This window comes from Moorella sp. E308F (assembly GCF_006538365.1).
Lineage (GTDB): Bacteria > Bacillota > DSM-521 > Neomoorellales > Neomoorellaceae > Neomoorella.
Genome location: NZ_BJKN01000001.1, coordinates 649579 through 675518, shown reverse-complemented (window position 1 = coordinate 675518; position 25940 = coordinate 649579). Strand labels below are relative to the sequence as shown.

Sequence of the window (25940 nt, the reverse complement as noted above, 5' to 3'; positions counted from 1 at the left end):
AAAACAGTAAAAATTAGCTCCAGGCAATAAGAAGGATGCCGCTGATAATCAAGGCCAATCCTACGATACGTAAGACCGGCAGGCTTTCCCCCAGGTATAACCAGGAGAGCAAGAAGACAAAGACATAACCCAGGCTGACCATAGGATAGGCATAACTTAAAGGGACTGAGGCCAGGATTTTCAACCAGAGGAGGAAACTGGTGGCAAAGGCTGCCAGGCCTCCTATGATGTAAGGGCTGAAAAGCAAGCTGGTGATCCCTGGAATATTAAACTTAAGGCTATCCAGCTGCAGGACACCGACTTTAAATAATACCTGAGCACCGGCTCCCAGGAAGACGGATAAAAAGATTAAGAAAAGGACGGGCATGGATTAGGCCTTCTCCCCAATAATTGAAGTTTAGACGCAAGTCTATTATATCCTTGTTTTTGGCAAAAGCAACCTGTTACCGGAATTATTTTACAGCATCGGGGTAATAATATACAGGGTACAAGCAGGAAAAGGCTAACTAATGTAGAAATATCTTTTGCGAATAGCCACGCCCGGCTACGTGAAAGAGGCGCGGCGCAAGGGATACGAATAGGAATGCTATTTTAGGAGGAGGCAAAACGACACATGGCCAAACAAAAATTTGAACGCAAGAAACCCCACGTCAACGTAGGGACCATAGGACACGTAGACCACGGCAAGACGACGCTGACGGCAGCCATCACCTTCTGCCTGTCCAAAGCCGGGGGGGCGGTACCCACGGCCTACGACCAGATCGACAAAGCGCCGGAAGAGAGGGAACGCGGCATCACCATAGCGACGGCCCACGTCGAGTACGAGACGGAAAAGCGGCACTACGCCCACGTTGACTGCCCGGGGCACGCCGACTACGTGAAGAACATGATCACAGGTGCAGCGCAGATGGACGGCGCCATATTAGTAGTATCGGCGGCAGACGGCCCCATGCCGCAGACGCGGGAACATATACTGTTAGCGCGGCAGGTAGGGGTACCGTACATTGTCGTTTTCATGAACAAGGTTGACCAGGTAGACGACCCCGAGCTGTTAGAACTGGTAGAGATGGAAGTACGGGAACTGTTGAGCGAATACGAATTTCCGGGTGACGAGATACCGATCGTCAAAGGCAGTGCACTGAAAGCCATGGAATGCGGCTGCGGCAAACGGGAATGCGAATGGTGCAGCAAAGTATGGGAACTGATGGACGCGGTAGACAGTTACATTCCCACGCCGGAACGGGATGTTGACAAACCCTTCCTGATGCCCGTGGAAGACGTGTTTACGATTACGGGCCGGGGCACGGTGACCACCGGCAGGGTAGAGCGCGGCAAAGTTAAGGTAGGGGATGAAGTAGAGATAATAGGCTTAAGGGACCAGATAAGGAAGACGGTAGTGACGGGTGTAGAGATGTTCAGGAAGATATTAGACGAAGCGGTAGCGGGGGACAACATCGGCACGCTTTTGAGGGGAGTAGAGCGCAAAGAAGTAGAACGGGGCATGGTGCTGGCCAAGCCCGGGTCCATCAAACCGCACACCAAATTCAACGCGGAAGTATACGTACTGACGAAAGAAGAAGGAGGGCGGCACACACCCTTCTTCAACGGGTACCGGCCGCAGTTCTACTTCCGGACGACGGATGTGACCGGGGTAGTGAAACTCCCGGAAGGGGTAGAGATGGTGATGCCCGGGGACAACATCCGCATGAGCATCGAGCTCATTACGCCCATAGCCATTGAAGAAGGCTTACGGTTTGCCATCCGTGAAGGCGGCCGCACTGTGGGCGCCGGCGTCGTGACCGGGATTATTGAATAAATAGATATTGACAGGGCTTTATATTTATGGCAAACTAATTAAAGTGTTTAGCCGTACAGGGAAAATCTAGGGCGGTAAAGAAAGGTTTTGTAAGTAGGGAAATTAAAAGAAGTGGGAAGGCGGGAATTGCCATGGTGGCAATTTTCCACCTCCCCACTTTGATCATAAATGGAGGTGGCCGGCAGTGCGGGTGGGGATTACCCTGGCATGTACTGAATGCAAGCGCCGTAATTATACTTCCAGCAAAAATAAAAAGAATGACCCCGATCGCCTGGAACTGAAAAAGTACTGCAGTAACTGCGGCAGGCACACTGTGCACAAAGAAACGAAATAGGGCAGGTTTTTTAAATGGCAACCAAGACTGTAGCCAGAACCGTTAACAACAAAACCAGTTTTAAAGAACAGGCCAGCAAATTTTTCCGGGGATCGTGGGCTGAGTTAAAAAAGGTCCACTGGCCATCCCGCAAGGAACTGGTAACCTATACTGCCGTGGTACTGGTTTCGGTATTCATTGTGGCGGCCTTATTATGGCTCTTTGATTCTGTCTTTAGTTTTCTTCTAGGCAAATTGATTTTGCGGTAGAGGTTAACATGGAAAAGGCCTGGTTTGTCATTCACACTTATTCTGGCTACGAAAATAAGGTCAAGGCCAACCTGGAAAAGCGCGTCGAATCTATGAACATGGGCGATAAAATCTTTCGGGTAGTAGTGCCCATGGAAGATGAGATCCAGGTTAAGGACGGCAAGCGCAAAATCGTCAAACGGAAAATATACCCCGGTTATGTTCTGGTCGAAATGATTTTGACCGACGCTTCCTGGTATGTAGTGCGCAACACACCGGGGGTCACCGGTTTTGTGGGTACAGGTAATAAGCCCATACCCCTCCGGGAAGAAGAGGCTCAGCAAATCCTGCAACAGATGGGTGTCGAAGAGCCGCGGCCACGGATCGATGTAGCCGTGGGGGAAAATGTACGCGTAACCAGCGGCCCCTTTGAAAACTTTATTGGTTCGATAGAAGAGATCCAGCCCGATAAGGGTAAGATAAAGGTTATGGTTTCCATGTTCGGACGGGAAACGCCCATTGAGCTGGATATCAACCAGATCGAGAAAATCGTTTAAAGGAGGTGTTAAAATTGGCACCCAAAGCCAAGAAAGTAACAGCAGTGGTTAAACTTCAGGTCCCGGCAGGCAAGGCGACGCCGGCACCGCCGGTAGGACCGGCCCTGGGCCAGCACGGGGTTAACATTATGGCCTTCGTCAAAGAGTTTAACGACCGGACAGCCAACCAGGCGGGCCTGATTATCCCGGTAGAGATAACTGTTTACGAAGATCGTTCCTTTACCTTTATTACCAAAACGCCTCCGGCAGCCGTTTTGCTAAAAAAAGCGTTGGGCATAGAGACGGCTTCCGGAGAGCCCAACCGTAAAAAAGTCGGTAAGGTTTCCCGGGAAAAGATCCGGGAGATTGCCGAGCTCAAGATGAAGGATCTTAATGCCGCCAGTATTGAAGCTGCCATGCGCATGATTGAAGGCACTGCCCGCAGCATGGGTGTGGAAGTAGAGGCTTAAACATAGGCTGGTGGGAGGAGTAATCCGCTGGAACCACAAGGAGGAATGCCCAAATGCCCAAGCATGGTAAAAGGTACCGCGAAATTAGTAAACTGGTAGACAGGCAGCAGCTTTACGAACCCGGCGAAGCTATAGCCCTGGTCAAGAAAACGGCCAGCGCCAAATTCGATGAAACTATTGAAGTGGCTGTAAGACTGGGGGTTGACCCCCGCCATGCCGACCAACAGGTACGTGGGACGGTAGTCCTGCCCAATGGTACCGGTAAAACCCGGCGGGTGCTGGTGTTTGCCAAGGGAGAAAAGGCCAGGGAAGCCGAGGAAGCCGGGGCCGACTTTGTGGGCGCCGAAGACCTGGTAGAAAAAATTCAGGGCGGCTGGCTCGACTTTGATGTGGCCATTGCCACCCCTGATATGATGGGTACGGTTGGCAAGCTGGGCCGTATTTTAGGTCCCCGGGGACTTATGCCCAATCCCAAGTCGGGAACAGTGACCATGGACCTGGCCCGGGCCATCAAGGAAGTCAAGGCCGGTAAAATTGAATTCCGGGTAGATAAGACGGCCATTGTCCATGCCCCCATAGGCAAAGCCAGTTTTGAGGAAGGTAAGCTTAAAGAAAACTTCCAGGCCCTAATAGAGGCTCTGGTAAGGGCCAAACCGGCAGCGGCCAAGGGCCAGTATTTAAAGAGCATAAGTATTTCTTCGACCATGGGTCCGGGGATAAAAGTTAATCCTCTGCGGGCCACAAAGTAAATAAATAAGTACAGTTAAAACTTCATACCGGTATTTACCGTAGACAGCAGGTGCCTTTAAGGCTTAATATTTCCTGCCGAGGTAGTATAAAATTGTCTGTTATTTATTTTGCCATTTGCCCTCGCTTGTCTGCGGGGGCTTTTATTTTTGGCAGAACGGAGGTGGGAAAATGAACAAGCAGCGGGAAGCCAAGGCGGCGGTAGTGGCCGAAATAAAGGAAAAGCTGAGTAACTCTATAGTAACCATCCTGGCCGACTACCGGGGAATGAATGTAGCTGAAATGACCAGGCTGCGCCGTCAGTTACGGGAAGCCGGAGTGGAATTTAAAGTAGTGAAAAATACCCTCACACGCAGGGCCGCGCAGGAATTGGGGCTGGATGGCCTTGAACCTTTCCTGGAAGGGCCAACTGCCGCGGCCTTTAGCTTAAACGACCCTGCGGCACCTGCTAAAATTTTATCGGAAGTAATGCGCAACAGCAAAACCTTCCAGATCAAGGCGGGCGTTTTGCAGGGGAGGGTTATTGGCCTGGACGAAATCAAAGCCCTGGCTGACCTGCCCTCCCGTGAACAACTCCTGGCCAAAGTGGTGGGCGGTTTCCAGGCCCCCCTGGCCGGGCTGGTCAACGTCCTGGCCGGCAATACCCGCAATTTGGTCTACGTCCTGGAGGCCATCCGCAAAAAGAAGGAAGAAGCAGCTTAAGAATTATTTTTAAAGGAGTGAGTCTCAATCATGAGCAAAGTTCAAGAAATTATCGATGCCGTCAAAGGTTTGACGGTGCTGGAGCTCGCCGAACTGGTTAAGGCCCTGGAAGAAGAATTTGGCGTCAGTGCTGCCGCGCCGGTAGCCATGGCCGTAGCCCCGGGAGCAGCTGCCCCGGCGGAAGCCCCGGCAGAAGAGCAGACTGAATTTGACGTCATCCTGAAGTCCGCCGGCGACAAGAAGATTAACGTCATCAAGGTAGTACGCGAAATTACCGCTCTGGGCCTCAAAGAAGCCAAAGACCTGGTGGACAACGCTCCCAAGCCGGTTAAAGAGAAGGTTAGCAAAGAGGAAGCCGAAAGCATCAAGGCCAAGCTGGAAGAAGCCGGCGCCACTGTGGAAATCAAATAGTTGCCTGCTGCCAGAAGCCGGGGACTGCCCCTCCCCGGCTATGATTTTTTCCTTGACAGCAATCGTTATTTATGCTAACATATCAAAATGCCATTAAATTGCTGCCGCATGATTAAGTCTTTCCTTGGACGGCAATAATAGGTAGCAGGAACTTTAAAGGTCAAAAGCGAGGTTGTCATCACCTTGCTTTTGAATTTCTTGTGGGGGGGACTCAAGTTGGCTTATCCGGTCAAAGTCGGGACCAGGGAACGTTGGACCTTTGCCAAAATCAAGGAAACCCTGGGGTTACCAAACCTGATTGAAATTCAACGTAACTCCTATCAGTGGTTCATTGACGAAGGTTTACGGGAAATTTTGCATGACATTTCACCAATCCAGGATTTTACCGGCAACCTGGTCCTGGAGTTTGTTGATTATTCCCTGGGTGAGCCCAAGTACTCCCAGGAAGAATGCAAAGAACGGGATATGACCTATGCTGCCCCCCTGCGGGTCAAGGTTCGTCTAATTAATAGAGAAACAGGCGAGGTTAAAGAGCAGGAAGTCTTTATGGGGGATTTCCCTCTCATGACGGAAAAGGGCACCTTTATCATTAATGGTGCCGAGAGGGTTATTGTCAGCCAGTTGGTCCGTTCACCAGGGGCCTACTATACGGAAAGTATTGATGCCAGCGGGGCGAAAGTATACGGCGCCACTCTTATTCCCAACAGGGGTGCTTGGTTGGAGTTCGAAACCGATAATACCGAAAGCATCTATGTCCGTATTGACCGTACGCGGAAGATCCCGGTCACCGTCCTGCTGCGCGCCCTGGGGTATACCACCAATGCCCGCATCCTCGAACTCTTTGACTATGACACGCGTATCCAGAATACCCTGGAAAAGGATAACACCGATTCCGAAGAGGAAGCCCTGGTAGAGATCTATAAACGCCTGCGTCCTGGTGAGCCTCCAACTGTCGAGAGTGCCAGGAACCTCCTGGAATCCCTGTTCTTTGATCCCAAGCGCTACGATCTGGGTAATGTCGGTCGCTACAAGCTGAACAAAAAGTTAGGTCATGGCATTTTGACCCAGGAAGTTAACGGCCGGCAGGAATATATTCGTTGCCTTACAAAAGAGGATATTATCCACGCCATCAAATACCTCCTGCGCCTTATGGATGGCGAGGTTAAACCTGACGATATTGACCACCTTGGTAACCGCCGCCTGCGTTCCGTCGGCGAGCTCCTCCAGAACCAGTTCCGCATTGGCCTCGCCCGCATGGAGCGGGTGGTGCGGGAGCGGATGACCATTCAGGATGTAGACGTCATCACTCCCCAGGTGTTGATTAACATCCGGCCGGTAGTTGCGGCCATCAAGGAATTCTTTGGTTCCAGCCAGCTGTCCCAATTTATGGACCAGACTAACCCCCTGGCCGAGTTAACCCATAAACGGCGCCTTTCGGCCCTGGGTCCCGGCGGCCTGTCCCGGGAACGGGCCGGCTTTGAAGTGCGGGACGTGCATACTTCCCACTACGGCCGCATGTGTCCCATTGAGACCCCTGAAGGCCCGAACATTGGCCTGATTGGTTCTTTAAGTACCTATGCCCGCATTAATGAGTTTGGTTTTATTGAAACCCCCTACCGCCGGGTAGATAAAGAAAAGGGCGTCGTCACCAACGAAATTCATTACCTGACTGCCGATGAAGAGGACAAGTACGTCATCGCCCAGGCCAACGCTCCCCTTGATGAAGAAGGCCGCTTCCTAGAGAAGCGGGTTAATGCCCGTCATGCCGGGGAAATCGTAGTTGTGCCGGCCGACCGGGTTGATTATATGGACGTATCTCCCAAGCAGATGGTGAGTGTGGCCACGGCCCTCATCCCTTTCCTGGAGCATGATGATGCCAACCGGGCCCTCATGGGAGCCAACATGCAGCGCCAGGCCGTACCTCTTTTACGGACTGAGGCGCCGGTGGTAGGTACCGGTATGGAATGGCGGGCGGCTCGCGATTCCGGGGCAGTTGTCCTGGCCAGAAACAGCGGCATTGTTGAAAGGGTAACGGCTCGCGAGATTGTCATTCGTAGCGATGACGGTACTCTGGATACCTACCGCCTGCAAAAATTCGCCCGTTCCAACCAGGGCACCTGCATTAACCAGAAACCCATCGTTCGTAAAGGGGAGCGGGTAACGGCCGGCCAACCCATAGCCGACGGACCTTCCACCAATCAGGGCGAGCTGGCCCTGGGCCGCAATATCCTGGTGGCCTTCATGACCTGGGAAGGGTACAACTATGAGGACGCCATCCTCATTAGCGAGAAGCTGGTCAAGGAAGACATTTTTACCTCTATTCACATTGAAGAATATGAATGCGACGCCCGGGATACCAAACTGGGCCCGGAAGAGATCACCCGCGATATTCCCAACGTCAGTGAAGACGTTTTAAAAGACCTGGACGAGCGGGGCATCATCCGGATCGGGGCCGAGGTACGCCCGGGTGACATCCTGGTAGGAAAAGTCACTCCCAAGGGCGAGACGGAGCTGACTGCCGAAGAGCGTTTGCTCAGGGCTATTTTTGGCGAAAAGGCCCGGGAAGTAAGGGATACCTCTTTAAGGGTGCCCCACGGGGAATCTGGTATTGTCGTCGATGTCAAGGTCTTTTCCCGGGAGAATGGCGATGAACTGGCGCCCGGGGTCAATGAGCTGGTCCGGGTTTACGTCGCCCAGAAAAGGAAGATTTCCGTAGGTGACAAGATGGCCGGGCGCCACGGGAACAAGGGCGTTATCTCCCGCATTCTACCTGAGGAGGATATGCCTTTCCTTCCCGACGGTACGCCTATTGAGATTGTTTTAAATCCCCTGGGCGTGCCTTCGCGAATGAATTTGGGCCAGATCCTCGAAACCCACCTGGGCTGGGCGGCCAAAACCTTGGGGATCCATGTAGCCACTCCGGTTTTCGACGGGGCTTCAGAAGAGGAAATTAAGGAAAAACTGCGAGAAGCCGGCCTGCCTGAAGACGGCAAGACCATACTTTATGACGGCCGTACCGGCGAGCCCTTTGACCGTCCCATTACCGTTGGTTATATGTACATGCTGAAACTGGCTCACCTGGTGGATGACAAGATCCACGCCCGGTCTACCGGCCCCTATTCCCTGGTTACCCAGCAACCCCTGGGCGGTAAAGCCCAGTTTGGTGGCCAGCGTTTCGGGGAAATGGAGGTCTGGGCCCTGGAGGCCTATGGTGCAGCCTATACCCTCCAGGAGATCCTGACGGTAAAATCCGATGACGTCGTCGGCCGCGTCAAGACATACGAGGCCATCGTGAAAGGAGAAAATGTCCCTGAGCCGGGGGTGCCGGAATCCTTTAAGGTATTAATTAAGGAACTTCAGAGCCTGGGGCTGGATGTCAAAGTCCTATCCGAAGAAAACGAAGAGATCGAGATTAAGGAAGACGAGGATGATGGTGTTGAAGCGGCCCAGGATCTGGGCCTGGATATCCAGGGGCAGCCTGAAGCCGAACCGGGAGAAGCCGCCAGGGAGGCCGAAGAAGATGAGGAAGAAGACCTGGATTTTGAACCTGCCGACCTCGAACCTGAAGCGCTGGAACTTGAGGTCGACGGCGATGATTTCGACAGTGATTTTTCGGTCATCAAACCACGGGCCAGGGTAGTCCCGGGCGATAAATATGAAGAAGAATAAATCGAGTTCTTCGAGGGGGGGCAGGAATAATGCTGGATGTAAGCAACTTTGAGCGCATGCGCATTGGCCTGGCTTCACCGGAACAGATCCGGGCCTGGTCCAGCGGTGAGGTAAAGAAACCGGAAACCATCAATTACCGCACCCTGAAGCCGGAGCGCGATGGTCTATTCTGCGAGCGCATCTTTGGCCCGACCAAAGACTGGGAGTGTCACTGTGGCAAATACAAACGCGTGCGTTACAAGGGGATTGTCTGCGATCGCTGCGGGGTGGAGGTAACCCGTTCCAAGGTGCGCCGGGAGCGCATGGGGCACATCGAGCTGGCAGCCCCCGTTTCCCACATCTGGTACTTTAAAGGCATCCCCAGCCGCATGGGCCTCATTCTCGACATGTCGCCCCGTGCCCTGGAGAAGGTCCTTTATTTCGTGTCCTACGTGGTAATTGATCCTGGCGATACCCCCCTCTTGAAGAAACAGCTGCTCACCGAGGCGGAATACCGGGAATACCGGGACAAGTACGGCAACAGTTTCCGGGCGGCCATGGGTGCCGAGGCCATCAAGGAGCTCCTCCAGGAGATCGATCTCGACCAGCTGGCCGCCGAACTACGCCAGGAACTGAAGGAAAGCAGCGGCCAGCGGAAGATCCGGGCCATCCGCCGCCTGGAAGTGGTAGAAGCCTTCCGTGCCTCCGGCAACCGTCCCGAATGGATGATTTTAGACGTCATTCCGGTGATTCCCCCGGAGCTCCGGCCCATGGTGCAGCTGGACGGCGGTCGTTTTGCCACTTCCGATTTAAACGACCTCTACCGCCGGGTGATCAACCGCAACAACCGGCTGAAGAGGCTCCTCGATTTAGGCGCACCGGACATCATCGTCCGCAACGAAAAGCGCATGCTCCAGGAAGCCGTGGACGCCCTAATTGACAACGGCCGCCGCGGCCGGCCGGTGACCGGACCCGGCAACCGACCCCTGAAGTCTTTAAGCGACATGCTCAAAGGCAAGCAGGGGCGCTTCCGCCAAAACCTTTTAGGCAAGCGCGTCGACTACTCGGGCCGGTCGGTAATCGTCGTCGGGCCGGAGCTGAAGATCCACCAGTGCGGCCTGCCCAAAGAAATGGCCCTCGAACTCTTCAAGCCCTTTGTAATGAAACGGCTGGTGGATAAAGGGCTGGCCCACAATATAAAAAGCGCCAAGCGCATGGTGGAACGGGTAAAGAATGAAGTCTGGGACGTGCTGGAGGAGGTCATCGCCGAGCACCCGGTACTTTTAAACCGGGCGCCGACCCTGCACCGCTTAGGGATACAAGCCTTTGAACCGGTGCTGGTGGAAGGCCGGGCCATCCAGATCCACCCCCTGGTCTGCACGGCCTACAACGCCGACTTCGACGGCGACCAGATGGCCGTCCACGTGCCCCTATCGGCCGAAGCCCAGGCCGAGGCGCGCCTTTTAATGATGGCCGCCCATCACATTCTAAACCCCAAGGACGGCAAGCCCGTCGTCTCGCCCACCCAGGATATGGTGCTGGGTTCCTACTATCTTACCACCGTCAGCCCCGGCGCCAAGGGCGAGGGCAAGGCCTTCACCAGCTACGAAGAGGCCTATATGGCCTATCTCAACAAAGATATCGACGTCCACGCCCTGATCAAGGTGCGCATGGAGGACGGCAAGCTTTTAGAGACGACCATCGGCCGTCTGATTTTCAACCGGGAAATCCCCATCCCCAAAGAGCTGGGTTACTACAACTGCGAAGTCGACAAGAAGAAGCTAACGGAGATCATCGACCGCTGCTATAAACTTTTAGGGACGGAAGCCACCGCCACATTGTTGGACGGCATTAAAAAAGTAGGCTTCCATTACTCCACCCTGGCCGGCTTTACCATCGGCATCAACGACATTGTCGTACCCCCGGAAAAGAAAGAAATAATAGCCGAGACCGAGACGGCGGTGGAGAAAATCGATCAGCAGTACCGCAAAGGTTTAATCAGCGAGGAAGAGCGTTACCAGAAGGTCATCGGTCTCTGGAATAAGGCCACCGACACCCTGACCAAAAAGCTCATGGCCGGCATGGACAAATTCAACCCCGTCTTCATGATGGCCAACTCCGGCGCCCGGGGTAACGTTCAGCAGATCCGCCAGCTGGCCGGGATGCGGGGCCTTATGGCCGACCCGGCCGGCCGGATTATCGACTTGCCCATCAAGGCCAACTTCCGCGAAGGCCTGACGGTGCTAGAATACTTTATTTCCACCCACGGCGCCCGTAAGGGTTTGGCCGATACGGCCTTACGCACGGCAGACTCCGGTTACCTCACCCGCCGCCTGGTGGACGTGGCCCAGGATGTCATTGTCCGGGAAGACGACTGCGGCACCACGGCCGGCATTGAAGTGGAGGAGATCCACGAGGGCAATCAGATAATCGAAAAGATGGAAGAGCGCCTGACCGGGCGCTATGCCCTGGAGGATGTCTACCACCCGGAAACCGGAGAACTCCTGGTCGCCGCCGACACCATGATCAGTGAAGAGGCGGCCCGGGCCATTGTGGCTGCCGGCATTAAAAAGGTAAAGATCCGATCCGTCCTTACCTGTCGCACCCGCTACGGCGTCTGCCGCAAATGCTACGGTCAGGACCTGTCCACGGGTAAGGATGTAGAAATCGGCGAAGCGGTTGGCATCATCGCCGCCCAGTCCATTGGTGAGCCCGGTACCCAGCTGACCATGCGCACCTTCCATACAGGAGGTGTGGCCGGAGAAGACATCACCCAGGGTCTGCCCCGGGTAGAAGAGCTCTTTGAAGCCCGCAAACCCAAAGGCCAGGCCATCATCGCCGAGGTCAGCGGCACCATCACCGCCATCAACGAAGTCCGCGGCCGGCGGGGGCGGGAGATTGAAATTACCGACGCCAATGGGGAAAAGTTTACCTATAATGTTCCCTATGGCTCCCGCCTGAAGGTTAACGAAGGCGACCATGTGGAAGCCGGTGATGAGTTAACGGAAGGGTCCGTTAACCCCCACGACCTGTTAAAGGTAAAGGGCGTCCGGGGCGTCCAGCTCTATCTCCTCCGGGAAGTGCAGCGGGTTTACCGCCTGCAGGGGGTGGACATCAACGACAAGCATATCGAAGTGATGATCCGCCAGATGCTGCGTAAAGTCAAGGTAGAAGATGAAGGCGATACCGACCTCCTGCCCGGCACCCTGGTGGACGCCTTTGAATTTGAAGACGTCAACCTGAAAGTCCAGGCCAGGGGCGGCAAGCCGGCAACGGCGCGGCCGGTGCTGCTGGGTATTACCAAGGCGTCTTTAGCGACGGATTCCTTCCTGTCGGCGGCCTCCTTCCAGGAAACGACACGGGTGCTGACGGAAGCGGCCATCAAGGGACGGATGGACCCCCTGCTGGGCCTGAAGGAAAACGTCATTATCGGCAAGCTTATCCCGGCCGGTACCGGTATGAGCCGTTACCGGCAGCTCCGGGTTATAACCCCGGAAGCAGAAGCCCAAGAAGAGGCCGCTCTAGAATCTGTTGACACGGCTACCGGAAAATGATACTATAAGAAAGTGTGACTGCCCAGGGGGGTTGAACTATGTCCTATGAACGTTTGCGGGTGGCCAAAAAACGAGCAGTAGGCACCAAGCAGGTCACCAAAGCGGTAATGAAGGGGACAGCCCGGGTGGTCTATATAGCTAAGGATGCCGAACCCCATGTAACCGGGCCATTAATTCAGCTTTGCCGCGCACGGGGTGTAGAAATAATTGAGGTAGACTCAATGAAAGAGCTGGGGCGGGCCTGCGGCATCGAAGTGGGCTCGGCCTCAGCCGTTATCCTGGAAGAATAGCCGGGGAAGGAGGTGGAAGGAATGCCGACAATCCAGCAGCTGGTACGCGAGGCGCGGGAAAAGGTCGTCAAAAAGTCGACGGCGCCAGCCCTGAAGGAATGCCCCCAGAAGCGGGGTGTCTGCACCCGTGTATATACAACTACGCCTAAAAAGCCCAATTCCGCCCTGCGCAAGGTAGCCCGGGTACGCCTCACCAATGGCATTGAGGTAACCGCCTATATCCCCGGTATTGGCCATAATTTGCAGGAACACTCAGTGGTTCTGGTAAGAGGGGGCAGGGTTAAGGATTTGCCGGGTGTCAGGTATCATATTATCAGGGGTGCCCTCGATTCTGCCGGCGTCCAGAACCGCAACCAGGGCCGCTCCAAGTACGGGGCCAAGCGGCCCAAAAAGTAGTGGTAAGGGGGGGATAAGGGTTGCCACGGCGAGGCAGTGTTCCCCGGCGGGAGGTATTGCCGGACCCGCTTTACGGGAGCACCAAGGTTACTAAATTGATTAACCAGGTCATGCTCAACGGTAAGAAATCGTTGGCTCAGCGGATTTGTTATGAAGCCTTTGACACCATCAGGAAAAAAACCGGCAAGGACCCGGTAGAGGTTTTTGAACAGGCTCTCAAAAATGTAATGCCTCTGCTGGAAGTTAAGGCCCGCCGCGTAGGTGGTGCCAACTACCAGGTGCCGGTAGAAGTGCGGCCGGAAAGGCGGCAAACCCTGGGTATCCGCTGGCTGGTAAACTACGCCCGGGCGCGTAGCGGGAAGAGTATGGCCGAAAAACTTGCTGCCGAGTTGATGGATGCCGCCAATAACACCGGCGGTGCCGTCAAGAAACGCGAAGATACCCATAAGATGGCTGAAGCCAACAAAGCCTTTGCTCATTACCGGTGGTAGGTGTGGGGGTCAGGGGCCCAGGAACTGGGGGTCTCACCTCACAGCGACCTCCGGTACCTGAAACCTGATTACAAGAAGGGATGAAACTTTATGGCTCGACAATACCCACTGGAAAAAACCAGGAATATCGGCATCATGGCCCACATCGATGCCGGTAAAACAACTACCACCGAGAGGATACTTTTTTATACCGGCCGCGTGCATCGTTTGGGCGAAGTGCATGATGGTAATGCAACGATGGACTGGATGGTCCAGGAACAAGAACGGGGTATTACCATTACCTCGGCTGCTACAACCTGCTTCTGGCGTGATCATCGCATCAACATTATCGACACGCCAGGCCACGTGGACTTCACGGTGGAGGTAGAACGCTCATTGCGCGTTCTGGATGGGGCTATAGCCGTCTTCTGTTCTGTGGGCGGGGTAGAGCCCCAGTCGGAAACTGTCTGGCGCCAGGCGGATAAGTACGGCGTGCCCAGGATCGCCTACATCAATAAAATGGACCGCGTCGGTGCTGATTTTTACCGGGGCGTCAAGATGATTGCCGACCGCCTGGGGGCCAATCCGGTGCCCATCCAGTTGCCCATTGGCGCCGAAGATAATTTCCGCGGCCTGGTAGATCTGATCCGGCTGAAGGCCATTTACTATACTGATGATTTAGGAACAACTATTGAAGAAGGACCTGTTCCGGCCGATATGGAAGACCTAGTGCTTGAATACCGGGAGAAGTTGCTTGAGGCTGTGGCCGAAAGCGATGAAGAGTTAATGCTCAAGTACCTGGAAGGGGAAGAGCTAACTGAAGAGGAGATCAAGGCCGGTATTCGCAAGGCGACTATTGCCGTGAAAATGGTGCCGGTACTTTGCGGTTCTTCCTTTAAAAACAAAGGCGTCCAGCCGCTTCTGGATGCGGTGGTAGATTTCTTGCCTGCGCCAACTGACGTGCCGGCCATCCAGGGCATTGACCCGGAAACAGGCTCCGAGGACGAGCGCCACTCCAGCGATAACGAGCCCTTTGCCGCCCTGGCCTTTAAAATCATGGCCGACCCTTACGTGGGCAAGTTGACCTTTTTCCGGGTTTATTCCGGGACCATAAAATCCGGCTCTTATGTTTATAATTCTACCAAGGGTCGCCGGGAACGGATCGGCCGAATTTTACGCATGCACGCCAATCACCGGGAGGAAGTTGACGAGGCCTATGCCGGTGATATTGCGGCGGCGGTGGGCTTGAAGGAAACGACCACCGGCGATACTCTTTGTGACGAACAGCATCCTATTGTCCTGGAGGCCATGGAATTTCCCGAGCCGGTTATTTCTGTAGCCATTGAGCCCAAAACTAAAGCCGACCAGGAAAAGATGAGTCTGGCCCTCCAGAAACTGGCTGAAGAGGATCCAACCTTTAAGATGCATACCGACCCTGAAACCGGCCAGACCATTATCTCCGGCATGGGTGAATTGCACCTGGAGATTATTGTCGATCGCCTGCTGCGGGAGTTTAAAGTGGGGGCCAAGGTCGGCCGGCCTCAGGTCGCCTACAAAGAAACCATTCGCCGGCCGGTCAAGGCCGAAGGCAAGTTTATCCGTCAGACGGGCGGCCGCGGCCAGTACGGCCATGTGGTTATTGAAGTAGAACCTCAGGAGCCCGGCAAGGGTTATGAGTTCGTCAACAAGATTGTCGGCGGGGTCGTACCCAAAGAGTATGTACCGGCAGTTGACGCCGGCGTCCAGGAAGCCATGAGCAACGGCGTCCTGGCCGGCTACCCGGTAGTAGATGTCAGGGTATCCCTGGTAGACGGTTCCTACCACGAGGTCGACTCTTCAGAAATGGCCTTTAAGATTGCCGGCTCATTGGCTTTCAAGGATGCCGCCAAAAAGGCCGGACCGGTTCTGTTGGAACCGGTCATGAAGGTCGAGGTTGTGGTGCCGGATGAATATATGGGCGATGTGATTGGCGACCTGAATGCCCGCCGCGGCCGAGTGGAGGGGATGGAACCACGGGCCGGTGCCCAGGTCATACGCGCCTTTGTCCCCCTGGCCGAGATGTTCGGTTATGCCACCGACCTGCGGTCGCGGACTCAGGGCCGGGGCACCTATGTGATGCAGTTTGATCATTACGAAGAGGTGCCCCAGAATATTGCCGCCGAGATTATAGCTAAACGCCAGGGAGCATAAATAACTGATTGCACAGGGGATAACCCAAGGAATTTTAACCTATCAGGGCAATGCAAAAAGGGAAGCAGTCCCTTTGGGCACCACACCTGGCAATCAGAAAGGGAGAATGAGGTGGAAATAAAAAATAAAACCGGGAACTGGCATCAGCCAGTTCCGACGCAAACCCACCTCTAACCTCCCGCTTCTTACATCTCATACCAGAGGAGGCAAAACGACACATGGCCAAACAAAAATTTGAGCGCAAGAAACCCCACGTGAACGTAGGGACCATAGGACACGTAGACCACGGCAAGACGACGCTGACGGCAGCCATCACCTTCTGCCTGTCCAAAGCCGGGGGGGCGGTACCCACGGCCTACGACCAGATCGACAAAGCGCCGGAAGAGAGGGAACGCGGCATCACCATAGCGACGGCCCACGTCGAGTACGAGACGGAAAAGCGGCACTACGCCCACGTTGACTGCCCGGGGCACGCCGACTACGTGAAGAACATGATCACAGGTGCAGCGCAGATGGACGGCGCCATATTAGTAGTATCGGCGGCAGACGGCCCCATGCCGCAGACGCGGGAACATATACTGTTAGCGCGGCAGGTAGGGGTACCGTACATTGTCGTTTTCATGAACAAGGTTGACCAGGTAGACGACCCCGAGCTGTTAGAACTGGTAGAGATGGAAGTACGGGAACTGTTGAGCGAATACGAATTTCCGGGTGACGAGATACCGATCGTCAAAGGCAGTGCACTGAAAGCCATGGAATGCGGCTGCGGCAAACGGGAATGCGAATGGTGCAGCAAAGTATGGGAACTGATGGACGCGGTAGACAGTTACATTCCCACGCCGGAACGGGATGTTGACAAACCCTTCCTGATGCCCGTGGAAGACGTGTTTACGATTACGGGCCGGGGCACGGTGACCACCGGCAGGGTAGAGCGCGGCAAAGTTAAGGTAGGGGATGAAGTAGAGATAATAGGCTTAAGGGACCAGATAAGGAAGACGGTAGTGACGGGTGTAGAGATGTTCAGGAAGATATTAGACGAAGCGGTAGCGGGGGACAACATCGGCACGCTTTTGAGGGGAGTAGAGCGCAAAGAAGTAGAACGGGGCATGGTGCTGGCCAAGCCCGGGTCCATCAAACCGCACACCAAATTCAACGCGGAAGTATACGTACTGACGAAAGAAGAAGGAGGGCGGCACACACCCTTCTTCAACGGGTACCGGCCGCAGTTCTACTTCCGGACGACGGATGTGACCGGGGTAGTGAAACTCCCGGAAGGGGTAGAGATGGTGATGCCCGGGGACAACATCCGCATGAGCATCGAGCTCATTACGCCCATAGCCATTGAAGAAGGCTTACGGTTTGCCATCCGTGAAGGCGGCCGCACTGTGGGCGCCGGCGTCGTGACCGGGATTATTGAATAATTACCAGGCCAGGGATCAGGCTTTATGCCTGATCCCGTGCCATGAAGGAGGGTAAATAACCCATGGCCAGGCAGAAGATCCGCATCCGTCTTAAGGCCTTTGATCACCGCCTGTTAGACCAGTCATCCCAGAAAATTGTCGAGACTGCCAGGCGCACCGGGGCAGTAGTATCCGGCCCCATCCCGCTGCCGACGGAGAAAAATATCTTTACGATTTTACGTTCACCCCATGTGAATAAAGATTCCCGGGAGCAGTTTGAAATGCGTACCCATAAGCGTTTGATCGACATTCACGAGCCAACGTCCAAGACGGTAGACGCATTGATGCGCCTGGATCTCCCGGCAGGGGTTGACATTGAGATCAAGCTGTAGGGGGTAGTATCAGGGTGCGCAAGGGTATTTTAGGAAAAAAGATAGGCATGACCCAGATATTTGATGACACCGGCCGGGCCATTCCAGTAACAGTAGTCCAGGCCGGGCCCTGTGTCGTCATTCAGAAAAAAACTGTCGCTACCGATGGTTATGAAGCCCTGCAGGTAGGTTTTGAACCTATCAAAGAAAAGAAGGTTAACAAACCCTTGCGGGGACATTTTAGCAAGGCCGGAGTAACCCCTTTTCGTTATGTCCGGGAATTGCGTTTAGAGGATATCCAGGATTATCAAGTGGGGCAGGAAATTAAAGCCGATATTTTTAGCCCCGGCGAAAAGGTCGATGTTACCGGTATATCCAAAGGTAAAGGTTTTGCCGGCGGCATTAAACGTCACGGTTTTCACCGCGGCCCCATGGAGCACGGTTCCAAGTATCACCGCCGTCCCGGGTCCCTGGCGGCCAAAGGACCGGCCCGCGTCTTTAAAGGGCGCCGCCTGCCCGGCCACATGGGTGCCGAAAGGGTTACGGTACTGGGCCTGGAGGTTATCAAGAACGACCCCGGGCGTAATCTTCTGTTGATCAAGGGTTCCGTTCCGGGCCCGCGCCAGGGGCTGCTGGTAATTAAGAATTCGGTAAAGGGAGGCTAACAGGCAATGCCCAGAGTAGCCGTGTACAATATACAGGGCCAGCAAGTAGGGGAAATGGACCTGGACGAGCGCATCTTCGGCGGCGAGGTTAACGAAGCCGTCCTCCACCAGGCTGTGGTCATGCAGCTGGCCAGCCGGCGACGTGGCACGGCAGCGACCCGCACCTGGGCCGAAGTTAGCGGCGGCGGCCGCAAACCCTGGCGGCAAAAGGGAACCGGCCGGGCCCGGGCGGGTAGTATCCGCTCGCCCCTATGGCGTGGTGGGGCAGTAATTTTTGGTCCTCAGCCCCGTGATTATGGCTTCAAGCTGCCCAAAAAAGTGCGCCGTTTAGCTCTACGTTCGGCCCTGGCGAGCAAAGTACGTGAGGGCAATATAATTGTCCTGGATGAGTTAAAGCTGGCCAGGCCGCGGACGAAGGATATGGTGGCCGTTCTCAGGGCTCTGCATGTCGAAGATAAAGCCCTCGTAGTCACCGCGGGCAAAGAACCCAATGTTGAGTTGTCGGCCCGTAATCTACCGGGAGTGACGTGTTTAACCTCTGCGGGACTGAACGTCTATGATCTCCTTGCCCATGACAAGCTGGTCATTACTAAAGAGGCGATATCCCTGATTGAGGAATCCCTTATGCCAGCTGAGAAACCGGCAATTGCCCAGGAAGCATAAATAAGAAAGTGACGCTTCTGGCCTCTGACTTCAAAATAAGGAGGTGCTGGCTTAATGCGGGCTCCCGAAGAAATAATTATCCAGCCCCTGGTAACGGAAAAGTCTACCGGCCTGATGGCGGAAAATAAATATACTTTTATAGTTGACCGCGGGGCCAATAAGATTGAAATCAAAAATGCCGTCGAGAAACTTTTTAACGTCAAAGTGTTGAAGGTCAATACCCTGATGGACCGCGGCAAAATGCGCCGGGTGGGTCGTTTCCAGGGGCGACAACCAGATCGGAAAAAAGCTATTGTTACCTTAAGACCTGGCGATAAAATAAAGGTCTTTGAAGGGTTGGAGTAGCTTAAAATCAAGGAGAGAAGCAAGATGGCCATTAAGAAGTTTAAACCCACTTCTCCCGGCCGGCGGCAGATGACAGTATCTACCTTTGCCGAGGTTACCGTTGCGGAACCTTATAAACCCCTGGTGGCCCCTTTAAAGAAAACCGGGGGACGCAATAACCAGGGTCGGCTTACTGTCCGGCACCGGGGCGGGGGACACAAGCGCCTGTACCGGATAATCGATTTTAAACGTGATAAAGATGGCATTCCCGGCCGCGTGGCAACCATTGAGTATGATCCCAACCGTTCGGCCAATATCGCCCTGATTAATTATGCCGACGGGGAGAAGCGTTATATCCTGGCACCGGAAAACCTGCAGGTTGGTGACCAGATTATCAGCGGCCCCGGGGCTGACATAAAAATCGGTAACGCGCTGCCTTTAAGCCAGATACCGGTTGGTACCATGGTGCACAATATTGAGCTTAAACCCGGGAAAGGCGGCCAGATGGTCCGGGCAGCCGGGACCAGCGCCCAGCTGATGGCCAAAGAAAACGGTTATGCTCTCCTGCGCCTGCCTTCCGGCGAATTACGCAAGGTGCAGGAAGAATGCCGGGCAACTATTGGCCAGGTTGGCAACCTCGACTGGGAAAACATCACCATTGGTAAAGCCGGGCGCAGTCGCTGGCTGGGCATCCGGCCGACGGTGCGCGGTGTGGTCATGAATCCGGTGGACCATCCCCATGGTGGCGGTGAAGGAAAAGCTCCGGTAGGCCGCAAGCACCCGGTGACACCGTGGGGTAAACCGGCCCTGGGCGTTAAAACACGTAAAAAGCGGAAACCCAGCGATAAGCTCATTGTCAAGCGCCGGAATGAATAAAGGGGTGAAAGGAGGTTCCTTTTTATGGGCCGCTCCCTGAAAAAAGGGCCGTATTGTGATGAAAAGCTGCTCAAGAAAATTATTGAAATGAACGAGAAGGGTACTAAACGGGTGATTAAAACCTGGTCCCGCCGTTCAACTATCTTTCCGGAGATGGTAGGACATACCATAGCCGTTCACGACGGCCGCAAGCACGTACCAATTTATATTACCGAAGATATGGTCGGACACAAGCTGGGCGAATTTGCTCCCACCCGCGTCTTTCGGGGGCATGGCGCCCATACGGAGCGTTCCACAGCGCTGAAGTAGGGGGTAAACAGATGGAAGCAAGGGCGGTAGCTAAATATATCCGGATTTCCCCGCGGCGCGTCCGCCAGGTAGTTGATTTGATACGCGGCAAAGGAGTGCGGGAGGCTGAGGCCATTCTGATGGTCACGCCCAAACGGGGGGCCCGGGCGGTAGCCAAGGTATTAAAATCGGCTGTCGCCAATGCTGAGCATAATTACGATATGGATGCCAGCAAGCTGGTGGTCACCCGCGCTTATGTTGACGAAGGGCCGACCCTGAAACGCTACCAGCCGCGGGCCATGGGCAGGGCCAATATCCGGCGGAAACGTACCAGCCATATAACTGTGGTGGTTGGGGAAAAGGAGGACTGATTTCGTGGGTCAAAAAGTTCACCCCAAGGGATTACGTCTCGGCATTATCCGCGATTGGGATTCCCGCTGGTATGCGGGCAAGGAATATAAAACCTTGCTCCACGAAGACTTGAAAATACGCGAGTTCATAAAAAAGCGTCTCTACCAGGCGGGTATTGCCAATGTGGAGATTGAACGGGCGGCCAATCGCGTCAAGGTGATAATCAATACTGCCAGGCCGGGAGTTATTATCGGCCGGGGTGGTGCTGAAGTTGAGGCCCTGCGGAAAGAACTGGAGCGTTTAACCGGTAAACAGGTAAGCCTCAACATCGTCGAGATTAAAAAACCGGAACTTAATGCCCAGCTGGTGGCTGAAAATATTGCCGCCCAGCTGGAAAAAAGGGTTGCTTTCCGGCGGGCCATGAAGCAGGCTGTAAGCCGCGCCATGCGTTTGGGGGCTTTAGGCATTAAAATAGCCTGTGGCGGCCGCCTGGCAGGGGCCGAAATCGCCCGTACCGAGTGGTACAGCGAGGGCAAGGTACCCCTGCATACCTTGAGGGCGGATATCGATTATGGTTTTGCCGAGGCCAGTACCACCTATGGTAAAATAGGCGTTAAGGTATGGATTTATAAAGGTGAAGTATTACCTGAACGGGCCAGGGTCCAGGAAGGGGGCCGCAAATAATGTTAATGCCCAAAAGGGTAAAATACCGCAAACCACACCGCCCGGGTACTCGGGGCAAGGCAACCCGGGGGAATGAGATTCACTTCGGGGAATACGGGTTGCAGGCCCTGGAACCGGCCTGGATCACCAGCCGTCAGATTGAGGCTGCCCGTATAGCTATGACCCGTTATATTAAACGCGGCGGCAAGGTATGGATCAAGATTTTTCCCGACACCCCCATTACCGCAAAGCCGGCTGAGACCCGGATGGGCAGCGGCAAGGGAGCGCCGGAGTACTGGGTAGCCGTTGTTAAACCGGGGCGGATCCTTTTTGAGATGGCCGGAGTTACCGAAGAAGTAGCCCGCGAGGCAATGCGCCTGGCCTCCCACAAGCTGCCCATTAAAACCAAGTTCGTAAAACGGTCGGAAGTGGGTGGTGAGGTCAATGAAAGCTAAAGAAATCCGCGAGTTGACCACGGAAGAGCTGCTGCAAAAGGTGGGCGAGCTGAAGCAGGAACTCTTTAACCTGCGTTTCCAGCTGGCCACCGGTCAGATAGATAATCCCATGCGCCTGCGGGAAGTCCGCCGGAGCATAGCCCGGGCCAAGACAATATTACGGGAACGGGAACTGAAACGGGAACAAGCATAAAGACAGTCACGGTACAGAAAGGGGGCAGGCCTTTTGGAAAGGAATCACCGTAAAACGCGGATTGGCAGCGTAGTAAGCGATAAAATGGACAAAACCGTGGTAGTGGCGGTAGAAAACCGGGTGCGCCACCCGTTACTCGGTAAAATTATCCGCAAAACCAAGAAATTCAAGGCCCATGATGAAAAAAATGAATGCCGCATCGGCGATAAAGTCAAGATTATGGAAACCCGACCTTTAAGTAAAGAAAAGCGCTGGCGGGTAGTTGAGATCCTGGAGAAGGCCAAGTAGCCTTATTTTTCGCCGGGAAGGAGGTAAAGCATGATCCAGCAACAGACGATCCTCAAAGTCGGCGACAATACCGGCGCCAGGAAACTGATGTGCATACGCGTCCTCGGCGGTTCCAAAAGGCGTTATGCCAGTGTGGGAGATGTGATTATTGCCTCCGTAAAAGAGGCAACGCCGGGGGGCGTGGTTAAGAAGGGGGATGTCGTCCGGGCGGTAGTGGTACGGACGACAAAGGCTATAAAACGTGAAGACGGGTCCTATATCCGCTTCAATGAAAATGCAGCGGTAATTATCAACGAACAAAACAACCCGCGGGGTACGCGTATCTTTGGACCGGTAGCCAGGGAACTGCGGGAAAAAGATTTCATGAAGATCATTTCCCTGGCCCCGGAAGTCCTGTAGGAAAAGGGAGGTGGCTTGGAATTGACCCCAGTTAAGGTACACGTTAAAAAAGGTGACCTGGTCATGGTAATTAGCGGTAAAGATGCCGGCAAAAAAGGCAAAGTATTGAGCGTCGACCGCGCTAAAGGCCGGGTCATCGTCGAAGGGGTAAACATTGTTAAACGGCACACCCGTCCCACCCCCAAGATGCCCCAAGGCGGGATTATTGAAAAGGAGGCTCCGGTGGCCAGCAGCAATGTTATGCTGTTTTGCAATAAATGTAACCGACCTACTCGAATCGGGAAACAATTTCTGGCCGATGGAACCAAGACCCGGGTGTGTAAAAAGTGCGGCGAAGTAATTGATTAAGCCCAGGTAAAGGAGGGCTGGCTTTGGCTAGACTGAAGGAAAAATACCTGACAGAGATACGTAAGCTCTTACAGGAAAAATTTGGTTACAAAAATGTCATGGAGATCCCCAAACTGGAAAAAATCGTTGTCAACATGGGTGTTGGCGAGGCAACCCAGAATCCCAAGGCCATTGATGGTGCCGTCCAGGACCTGATGGCCATTACCGGGCAAAAACCTATTGTTACCAGGGCCAAAAAATCTATTGCTGCCTTTAAACTGCGCCAGGGAAACAGTATTGGCTGCAAGGTAACCCTGCGGGGAAACAGGATGTACGAGTTTCTGGACCGCCTGATCAATGTGGCCCTGCCCCGGGTCAGGGATTTCCAGGGCGTGTCGCCCAATTCCTTTGATGGCCGCGGTAACTATTCCCTGGGCCTGAAAGAACAGCTGATTTTTCCGGAGATTGAATATGACAAGATCGACAAAACCCGGGGTCTGGAAATAACTATGGTGACTACGGCAAAAAGCGATGAGGAAGCCCGGGAACTCCTGCGCGCTTTTGGCATGCCGTTCCGGGAACAATGATGAAGGAGGAAATCCATGGCCAAGAAATCTTTACGTGTTAAACAAGCACGTCCCCAGAAGTTTAAGGTTCGCGCGTATAACCGTTGCCTGCGCTGTGGCCGTCCCCATGCTTATATGCGGAAGTTCGGCCTGTGCCGTATCTGTTTCCGCGAGCTGGCCTACAAGGGAGAGCTTCCTGGTATAGTGAAAGCCAGCTGGTAAGTGCGGGACGAGAAGGAAGGGGGTAGTTCAAATTGATGACCGATCCCATTGCTGATTTCCTGACCCGCATTCGTAACGCCAACATGGTCTACCAGGAGAAGGTGGAAGTACCGGCTTCCAAAATGAAGCGGGCTATAGCTGAAATCATGAAGAACGAAGGATATATCAAGAACTACGAGTATATTGAAGACGACAAGCAGGGCACCTTGAGGATTTATCTCAAGTATGGGCCCAACAAGGAAAAGGTTATTACCGGCATAAAGCGCATCAGCCGCCCGGGGCTAAGGATTTATGCCAGGAAGGGCGAAATCCCTAAAGTTCTGGGAGGCCTGGGAGTGGCTATAATTTCTACCAGCAAAGGGATACTCACGGATAAACAGGCTCGCCGGGAAGGCGTCGGCGGCGAAGTTATCTGTTACATCTGGTAAGGCTGGAGGTGTTTAAGTGTCACGTATAGGCAGAAAGCCGGTGCAGGTACCGGCAGGGGTAGAAGTAAACATTGACGGCAATACGGTAACGGTAAAGGGCCCCAGGGGAAAACTTACCCGCCAGTTCCCAGCCGAGATTACCATTAGCCGGGAAGGGGATGTATTGCAGGTCAACCGTCCCTCGGATGCCAAACCCCACCGCGCCCTGCATGGTCTTTCCCGGGCCCTGTTGCAAAATATGGTTGATGGTGTCACCAAGGGCTTTCAAAAAAGCCTGGAACTGGTGGGGGTAGGCTACCGTGCCGCCAAGCAGGGGAACAAACTGGTGCTGACGGTAGGCTATTCCCATCCAGTAGAAATAGTGCCGGGAGAAGGGCTGGAGATTGAAGTGCCGGCCCCCAACAAAATAATTGTTAAAGGCATTGACAAAGAAGCGGTAGGGGCACTGGCGGCCAATATTCGCGACGTCCGTCCCCCGGAGCCCTACAAGGGTAAAGGTATTAAGTATGAAGATGAGTATATCCGGCGCAAAGTTGGTAAGACTGGCGCCAAGGGCGGTAAAAAATAGGGGGTAAAGGAATGTTCAAGAAGATAGACCGCAAACTCACGCGGCAGCGGAAGCACCTGCGGGTGCGGCGGCGTATAATGGGCACTCCTGAACGGCCCCGTTTGAGTGTCTACCGCAGCCTGCGCCATATCTACGCCCAGGTGGTAGACGATACCCGGGGTATAACCCTGGTGGCTGCTTCAACCCTTGACCCGGCATTAAAAGACCTGGAAGCTACCGGGAATAAAGCTGCCGCCAGGAAGGTGGGCGAACTTATCGCTCAGAAAGCCCTGGCTAAAGGGATTAAAAAAGTTGTTTTTGACCGGGGCGGCAATATTTACCATGGCCGTATAGCTGCCCTGGCCGAAGGCGCCCGAGAAGCAGGGCTGGAATTTTAAAAGGGAAGGAGGGGAAAAATGGCGCGCGTTGAAAACAAGGACCTGGAGTTAACGGAAAAAGTCGTCCATATCAACCGTGTAGCTAAAGTCGTAAAGGGTGGCCGGCGCTTTAGTTTTTCTGCCCTGGTAGTTGTTGGTGACGGTAAAGGCCATGTAGGTGCGGGCCTGGGCAAGGCCAGTGAAGTGCCGGAAGCCATCCGTAAGGGTATTGAAGATGCCAAAAAGAATCTCATTAAAGTACCGATGGTGGGCACGACCATTCCCCACGAAATTATAGGCCATTTTGGTGCGGGGAAAGTTTTGCTTAAACCTGCAGCCCCCGGTACCGGAGTTATTGCCGGGGGACCGGTACGGGCGGTCCTGGAAGCTGCCGGAATCAGGGATATTTTGACCAAGAGCCTGGGATCGGCCAACCCCAATAACGTCGTCTATGCCGCCCTAGAAGGTTTAAAGGGTCTTAAGAGAGCTGAAGACGTAGCCCGCCTCCGGGGTAAAACTGTGGCCGAGCTGCTTGGCTAGGAGGAGTTGGCATTGGCAAATTTGAAGATTACCCTGGTAAAAAGCTTAATTGGTCGACCGGAAACGGAAAGGAAGACGGCCCGCGCACTGGGTCTTAAGAAACTACATGCGGAAATTATCCGCCCTGATACACCGGCTGTCAGGGGCCAGATAAAAAAGCTGGCACACCTGGTTAAGTGCGAGGAAGTAGAATAGGAGGTGACAGG

Annotated in this window: 36 protein-coding genes and 1 other annotated feature; of the genes, 35 read left to right on the top strand and 1 reads right to left on the bottom strand. The window is 54.2% G+C overall.

Annotated elements, in window-relative coordinates; genetic code table 11:
- Nucleotides 1-13 precede the first annotated feature (13 nt).
- On the bottom strand, nt 14-367 hold the full coding sequence (locus E308F_RS03305) for an SMR family transporter (protein ID WP_141263530.1): 354 nt from the start codon (nt 365-367) through the stop codon (nt 14-16).
- A gap of 246 nt (nt 368-613) precedes the next feature.
- On the opposite strand from E308F_RS03305, the gene tuf (E308F_RS03300) reads away from it, so the two are divergent.
- From tuf (E308F_RS03300) to rpmD, 35 genes are all read left to right on the top strand, one after another.
- Nucleotides 614-1816: an elongation factor Tu gene (gene tuf / locus E308F_RS03300; protein ID WP_141263504.1), complete on the top strand. Its 1203-nt coding sequence runs from the start codon at nt 614-616 to the stop codon at nt 1814-1816.
- A gap of 184 nt (nt 1817-2000) precedes the next feature.
- Nucleotides 2001-2150: a 50S ribosomal protein L33 gene (rpmG, locus tag E308F_RS03295; protein WP_141263528.1), complete on the top strand. Its 150-nt coding sequence runs from the start codon at nt 2001-2003 to the stop codon at nt 2148-2150.
- A gap of 14 nt (nt 2151-2164) precedes the next feature.
- Nucleotides 2165-2398, top strand: a complete 234-nt coding sequence (gene secE, locus E308F_RS03290) for a preprotein translocase subunit SecE (RefSeq protein WP_141263526.1) — start codon at nt 2165-2167, stop codon at nt 2396-2398.
- A gap of 8 nt (nt 2399-2406) precedes the next feature.
- Nucleotides 2407-2934: a transcription termination/antitermination protein NusG gene (gene nusG, locus E308F_RS03285; protein ID WP_141263524.1), complete on the top strand. Its 528-nt coding sequence runs from the start codon at nt 2407-2409 to the stop codon at nt 2932-2934.
- 14 nt (nt 2935-2948) lie between these two features.
- The gene (gene rplK, locus E308F_RS03280; protein WP_141263522.1) at nt 2949-3383 is read left to right on the top strand and encodes a 50S ribosomal protein L11; all 435 of its coding nucleotides are present in this window, start codon (nt 2949-2951) and stop codon (nt 3381-3383) included.
- A 53-nt stretch (nt 3384-3436) separates the two neighbouring features.
- Entirely contained in the window at nt 3437-4132 is a 696-nt protein-coding gene (gene rplA / locus E308F_RS03275) for a 50S ribosomal protein L1 (protein ID WP_141263520.1), read from the top strand.
- Between the two features lie 19 nt (nt 4133-4151).
- Nucleotides 4152-4286, top strand: a sequence feature (ribosomal protein L10 leader region).
- 15 nt (nt 4287-4301) lie between these two features.
- Nucleotides 4302-4832: a 50S ribosomal protein L10 gene (gene rplJ, locus E308F_RS03270; RefSeq protein WP_141263518.1), complete on the top strand. Its 531-nt coding sequence runs from the start codon at nt 4302-4304 to the stop codon at nt 4830-4832.
- Nucleotides 4833-4862: 30 nt separating this feature from the next.
- The gene (gene rplL, locus E308F_RS03265) at nt 4863-5243 is read left to right on the top strand and encodes a 50S ribosomal protein L7/L12 (protein ID WP_054938433.1); all 381 of its coding nucleotides are present in this window, start codon (nt 4863-4865) and stop codon (nt 5241-5243) included.
- A 216-nt stretch (nt 5244-5459) separates the two neighbouring features.
- Nucleotides 5460-8912: a DNA-directed RNA polymerase subunit beta gene (rpoB, locus tag E308F_RS03260; RefSeq protein WP_141263516.1), complete on the top strand. Its 3453-nt coding sequence runs from the start codon at nt 5460-5462 to the stop codon at nt 8910-8912.
- 29 nt (nt 8913-8941) lie between these two features.
- Nucleotides 8942-12445: a DNA-directed RNA polymerase subunit beta' gene (gene rpoC, locus E308F_RS03255; RefSeq protein WP_141263514.1), complete on the top strand. Its 3504-nt coding sequence runs from the start codon at nt 8942-8944 to the stop codon at nt 12443-12445.
- Nucleotides 12446-12483: 38 nt separating this feature from the next.
- Nucleotides 12484-12735, top strand: a complete 252-nt coding sequence (locus tag E308F_RS03250; RefSeq protein WP_141263512.1) for a ribosomal L7Ae/L30e/S12e/Gadd45 family protein — start codon at nt 12484-12486, stop codon at nt 12733-12735.
- A gap of 21 nt (nt 12736-12756) precedes the next feature.
- On the top strand, nt 12757-13131 hold the full coding sequence (gene rpsL / locus E308F_RS03245; RefSeq protein WP_141263510.1) for a 30S ribosomal protein S12: 375 nt from the start codon (nt 12757-12759) through the stop codon (nt 13129-13131).
- A 20-nt stretch (nt 13132-13151) separates the two neighbouring features.
- Nucleotides 13152-13622 (top strand): 30S ribosomal protein S7, encoded by a 471-nt coding sequence (gene rpsG / locus E308F_RS03240; RefSeq protein ID WP_141263508.1) that lies wholly within the window; start codon nt 13152-13154, stop codon nt 13620-13622.
- 90 nt (nt 13623-13712) lie between these two features.
- Entirely contained in the window at nt 13713-15791 is a 2079-nt protein-coding gene (fusA, locus tag E308F_RS03235; protein ID WP_141263506.1) for an elongation factor G, read from the top strand.
- A gap of 218 nt (nt 15792-16009) precedes the next feature.
- Nucleotides 16010-17212, top strand: a complete 1203-nt coding sequence (gene tuf, locus E308F_RS03230) for an elongation factor Tu (protein ID WP_141263504.1) — start codon at nt 16010-16012, stop codon at nt 17210-17212.
- Nucleotides 17213-17274: 62 nt separating this feature from the next.
- A complete protein-coding gene (rpsJ, locus tag E308F_RS03225) occupies nt 17275-17583 on the top strand; it encodes a 30S ribosomal protein S10 (RefSeq protein WP_141263502.1) in 309 nt (102 codons plus the stop codon).
- Between the two features lie 14 nt (nt 17584-17597).
- Complete coding sequence (gene rplC, locus E308F_RS03220) at nt 17598-18227, top strand: 50S ribosomal protein L3 (protein WP_141263500.1); 630 nt, start codon at nt 17598-17600, stop codon at nt 18225-18227.
- Between the two features lie 6 nt (nt 18228-18233).
- Complete coding sequence (gene rplD, locus E308F_RS03215) at nt 18234-18890, top strand: 50S ribosomal protein L4 (protein ID WP_141263498.1); 657 nt, start codon at nt 18234-18236, stop codon at nt 18888-18890.
- 54 nt (nt 18891-18944) lie between these two features.
- Nucleotides 18945-19235: a 50S ribosomal protein L23 gene (gene rplW / locus E308F_RS03210; protein WP_141263496.1), complete on the top strand. Its 291-nt coding sequence runs from the start codon at nt 18945-18947 to the stop codon at nt 19233-19235.
- 24 nt (nt 19236-19259) lie between these two features.
- Nucleotides 19260-20090 carry a 50S ribosomal protein L2 gene (gene rplB / locus E308F_RS03205; RefSeq protein WP_141263494.1) on the top strand — a complete coding sequence of 277 codons (831 nt, stop codon included), beginning with the start codon at nt 19260-19262 and terminating at the stop codon, nt 20088-20090.
- Between the two features lie 24 nt (nt 20091-20114).
- Nucleotides 20115-20399, top strand: a complete 285-nt coding sequence (gene rpsS / locus E308F_RS03200) for a 30S ribosomal protein S19 (RefSeq protein WP_106006341.1) — start codon at nt 20115-20117, stop codon at nt 20397-20399.
- Between the two features lie 11 nt (nt 20400-20410).
- Complete coding sequence (gene rplV / locus E308F_RS03195) at nt 20411-20749, top strand: 50S ribosomal protein L22 (RefSeq protein ID WP_141263491.1); 339 nt, start codon at nt 20411-20413, stop codon at nt 20747-20749.
- A gap of 4 nt (nt 20750-20753) precedes the next feature.
- Nucleotides 20754-21413 carry a 30S ribosomal protein S3 gene (gene rpsC / locus E308F_RS03190; RefSeq protein WP_141263489.1) on the top strand — a complete coding sequence of 220 codons (660 nt, stop codon included), beginning with the start codon at nt 20754-20756 and terminating at the stop codon, nt 21411-21413.
- Nucleotides 21413-21847 carry a 50S ribosomal protein L16 gene (gene rplP, locus E308F_RS03185; RefSeq protein ID WP_141263487.1) on the top strand — a complete coding sequence of 145 codons (435 nt, stop codon included), beginning with the start codon at nt 21413-21415 and terminating at the stop codon, nt 21845-21847. Before rpsC ends, rplP begins: the two co-directional genes overlap by 1 nt.
- Nucleotides 21837-22040: a 50S ribosomal protein L29 gene (rpmC, locus tag E308F_RS03180; RefSeq protein WP_141263485.1), complete on the top strand. Its 204-nt coding sequence runs from the start codon at nt 21837-21839 to the stop codon at nt 22038-22040. The genes rplP and rpmC overlap by 11 nt, the downstream gene beginning before the upstream one ends.
- Before the next feature lie 33 nt (nt 22041-22073).
- Complete coding sequence (gene rpsQ, locus E308F_RS03175) at nt 22074-22328, top strand: 30S ribosomal protein S17 (protein ID WP_141263483.1); 255 nt, start codon at nt 22074-22076, stop codon at nt 22326-22328.
- Between the two features lie 30 nt (nt 22329-22358).
- Nucleotides 22359-22727: a 50S ribosomal protein L14 gene (gene rplN, locus E308F_RS03170; RefSeq protein WP_106006335.1), complete on the top strand. Its 369-nt coding sequence runs from the start codon at nt 22359-22361 to the stop codon at nt 22725-22727.
- Nucleotides 22728-22748: 21 nt separating this feature from the next.
- On the top strand, nt 22749-23075 hold the full coding sequence (gene rplX / locus E308F_RS03165) for a 50S ribosomal protein L24 (protein WP_141263481.1): 327 nt from the start codon (nt 22749-22751) through the stop codon (nt 23073-23075).
- Between the two features lie 23 nt (nt 23076-23098).
- Nucleotides 23099-23641, top strand: coding sequence for a 50S ribosomal protein L5 (gene rplE, locus E308F_RS03160; protein WP_141263479.1), 543 nt, complete (start codon nt 23099-23101; stop codon nt 23639-23641).
- A 15-nt stretch (nt 23642-23656) separates the two neighbouring features.
- Nucleotides 23657-23842: a type Z 30S ribosomal protein S14 gene (locus tag E308F_RS03155; RefSeq protein ID WP_141263477.1), complete on the top strand. Its 186-nt coding sequence runs from the start codon at nt 23657-23659 to the stop codon at nt 23840-23842.
- A 35-nt stretch (nt 23843-23877) separates the two neighbouring features.
- Nucleotides 23878-24270, top strand: a complete 393-nt coding sequence (gene rpsH, locus E308F_RS03150; protein WP_141263475.1) for a 30S ribosomal protein S8 — start codon at nt 23878-23880, stop codon at nt 24268-24270.
- A gap of 16 nt (nt 24271-24286) precedes the next feature.
- Nucleotides 24287-24838, top strand: a complete 552-nt coding sequence (rplF, locus tag E308F_RS03145; RefSeq protein WP_141263473.1) for a 50S ribosomal protein L6 — start codon at nt 24287-24289, stop codon at nt 24836-24838.
- 11 nt (nt 24839-24849) lie between these two features.
- Nucleotides 24850-25215 (top strand): 50S ribosomal protein L18, encoded by a 366-nt coding sequence (rplR, locus tag E308F_RS03140; protein WP_141263471.1) that lies wholly within the window; start codon nt 24850-24852, stop codon nt 25213-25215.
- Nucleotides 25216-25233: 18 nt separating this feature from the next.
- Nucleotides 25234-25734, top strand: coding sequence for a 30S ribosomal protein S5 (gene rpsE / locus E308F_RS03135; protein ID WP_141263469.1), 501 nt, complete (start codon nt 25234-25236; stop codon nt 25732-25734).
- Between the two features lie 12 nt (nt 25735-25746).
- Nucleotides 25747-25929 (top strand): 50S ribosomal protein L30, encoded by a 183-nt coding sequence (rpmD, locus tag E308F_RS03130; RefSeq protein ID WP_141263467.1) that lies wholly within the window; start codon nt 25747-25749, stop codon nt 25927-25929.
- Nucleotides 25930-25940 lie beyond the last annotated feature (11 nt).

Bases quoted from the DNA above. Each gene is read 5' to 3' on its own strand.
- E308F_RS03305 (WP_141263530.1), bottom strand. From the start codon at position 367: ATGCCCGTCCTTTTCTTAATCTTTTTATCCGTCTTCCTGGGAGCCGGT.
- tuf (WP_141263504.1), top strand. From the start codon at position 614: ATGGCCAAACAAAAATTTGAACGCAAGAAACCCCACGTCAACGTAGGG.
- secE (WP_141263526.1), top strand. From the start codon at position 2,165: ATGGCAACCAAGACTGTAGCCAGAACCGTTAACAACAAAACCAGTTTT.
- nusG (WP_141263524.1), top strand. From the start codon at position 2,407: ATGGAAAAGGCCTGGTTTGTCATTCACACTTATTCTGGCTACGAAAAT.
- rplA (WP_141263520.1), top strand. From the start codon at position 3,437: ATGCCCAAGCATGGTAAAAGGTACCGCGAAATTAGTAAACTGGTAGAC.
- rplJ (WP_141263518.1), top strand. From the start codon at position 4,302: ATGAACAAGCAGCGGGAAGCCAAGGCGGCGGTAGTGGCCGAAATAAAG.
- rplL (WP_054938433.1), top strand. From the start codon at position 4,863: ATGAGCAAAGTTCAAGAAATTATCGATGCCGTCAAAGGTTTGACGGTG.
- rpoC (WP_141263514.1), top strand. From the start codon at position 8,942: ATGCTGGATGTAAGCAACTTTGAGCGCATGCGCATTGGCCTGGCTTCA.
- E308F_RS03250 (WP_141263512.1), top strand. From the start codon at position 12,484: ATGTCCTATGAACGTTTGCGGGTGGCCAAAAAACGAGCAGTAGGCACC.
- rpsL (WP_141263510.1), top strand. From the start codon at position 12,757: ATGCCGACAATCCAGCAGCTGGTACGCGAGGCGCGGGAAAAGGTCGTC.
- fusA (WP_141263506.1), top strand. From the start codon at position 13,713: ATGGCTCGACAATACCCACTGGAAAAAACCAGGAATATCGGCATCATG.
- tuf (WP_141263504.1), top strand. From the start codon at position 16,010: ATGGCCAAACAAAAATTTGAGCGCAAGAAACCCCACGTGAACGTAGGG.
- rpsJ (WP_141263502.1), top strand. From the start codon at position 17,275: ATGGCCAGGCAGAAGATCCGCATCCGTCTTAAGGCCTTTGATCACCGC.
- rplD (WP_141263498.1), top strand. From the start codon at position 18,234: ATGCCCAGAGTAGCCGTGTACAATATACAGGGCCAGCAAGTAGGGGAA.
- rplW (WP_141263496.1), top strand. From the start codon at position 18,945: ATGCGGGCTCCCGAAGAAATAATTATCCAGCCCCTGGTAACGGAAAAG.
- rplB (WP_141263494.1), top strand. From the start codon at position 19,260: ATGGCCATTAAGAAGTTTAAACCCACTTCTCCCGGCCGGCGGCAGATG.
- rpsS (WP_106006341.1), top strand. From the start codon at position 20,115: ATGGGCCGCTCCCTGAAAAAAGGGCCGTATTGTGATGAAAAGCTGCTC.
- rplV (WP_141263491.1), top strand. From the start codon at position 20,411: ATGGAAGCAAGGGCGGTAGCTAAATATATCCGGATTTCCCCGCGGCGC.
- rplP (WP_141263487.1), top strand. From the start codon at position 21,413: ATGTTAATGCCCAAAAGGGTAAAATACCGCAAACCACACCGCCCGGGT.
- rpmC (WP_141263485.1), top strand. From the start codon at position 21,837: ATGAAAGCTAAAGAAATCCGCGAGTTGACCACGGAAGAGCTGCTGCAA.
- rplN (WP_106006335.1), top strand. From the start codon at position 22,359: ATGATCCAGCAACAGACGATCCTCAAAGTCGGCGACAATACCGGCGCC.
- E308F_RS03155 (WP_141263477.1), top strand. From the start codon at position 23,657: ATGGCCAAGAAATCTTTACGTGTTAAACAAGCACGTCCCCAGAAGTTT.
- rpsH (WP_141263475.1), top strand. From the start codon at position 23,878: ATGACCGATCCCATTGCTGATTTCCTGACCCGCATTCGTAACGCCAAC.
- rplR (WP_141263471.1), top strand. From the start codon at position 24,850: ATGTTCAAGAAGATAGACCGCAAACTCACGCGGCAGCGGAAGCACCTG.
- rpsE (WP_141263469.1), top strand. From the start codon at position 25,234: ATGGCGCGCGTTGAAAACAAGGACCTGGAGTTAACGGAAAAAGTCGTC.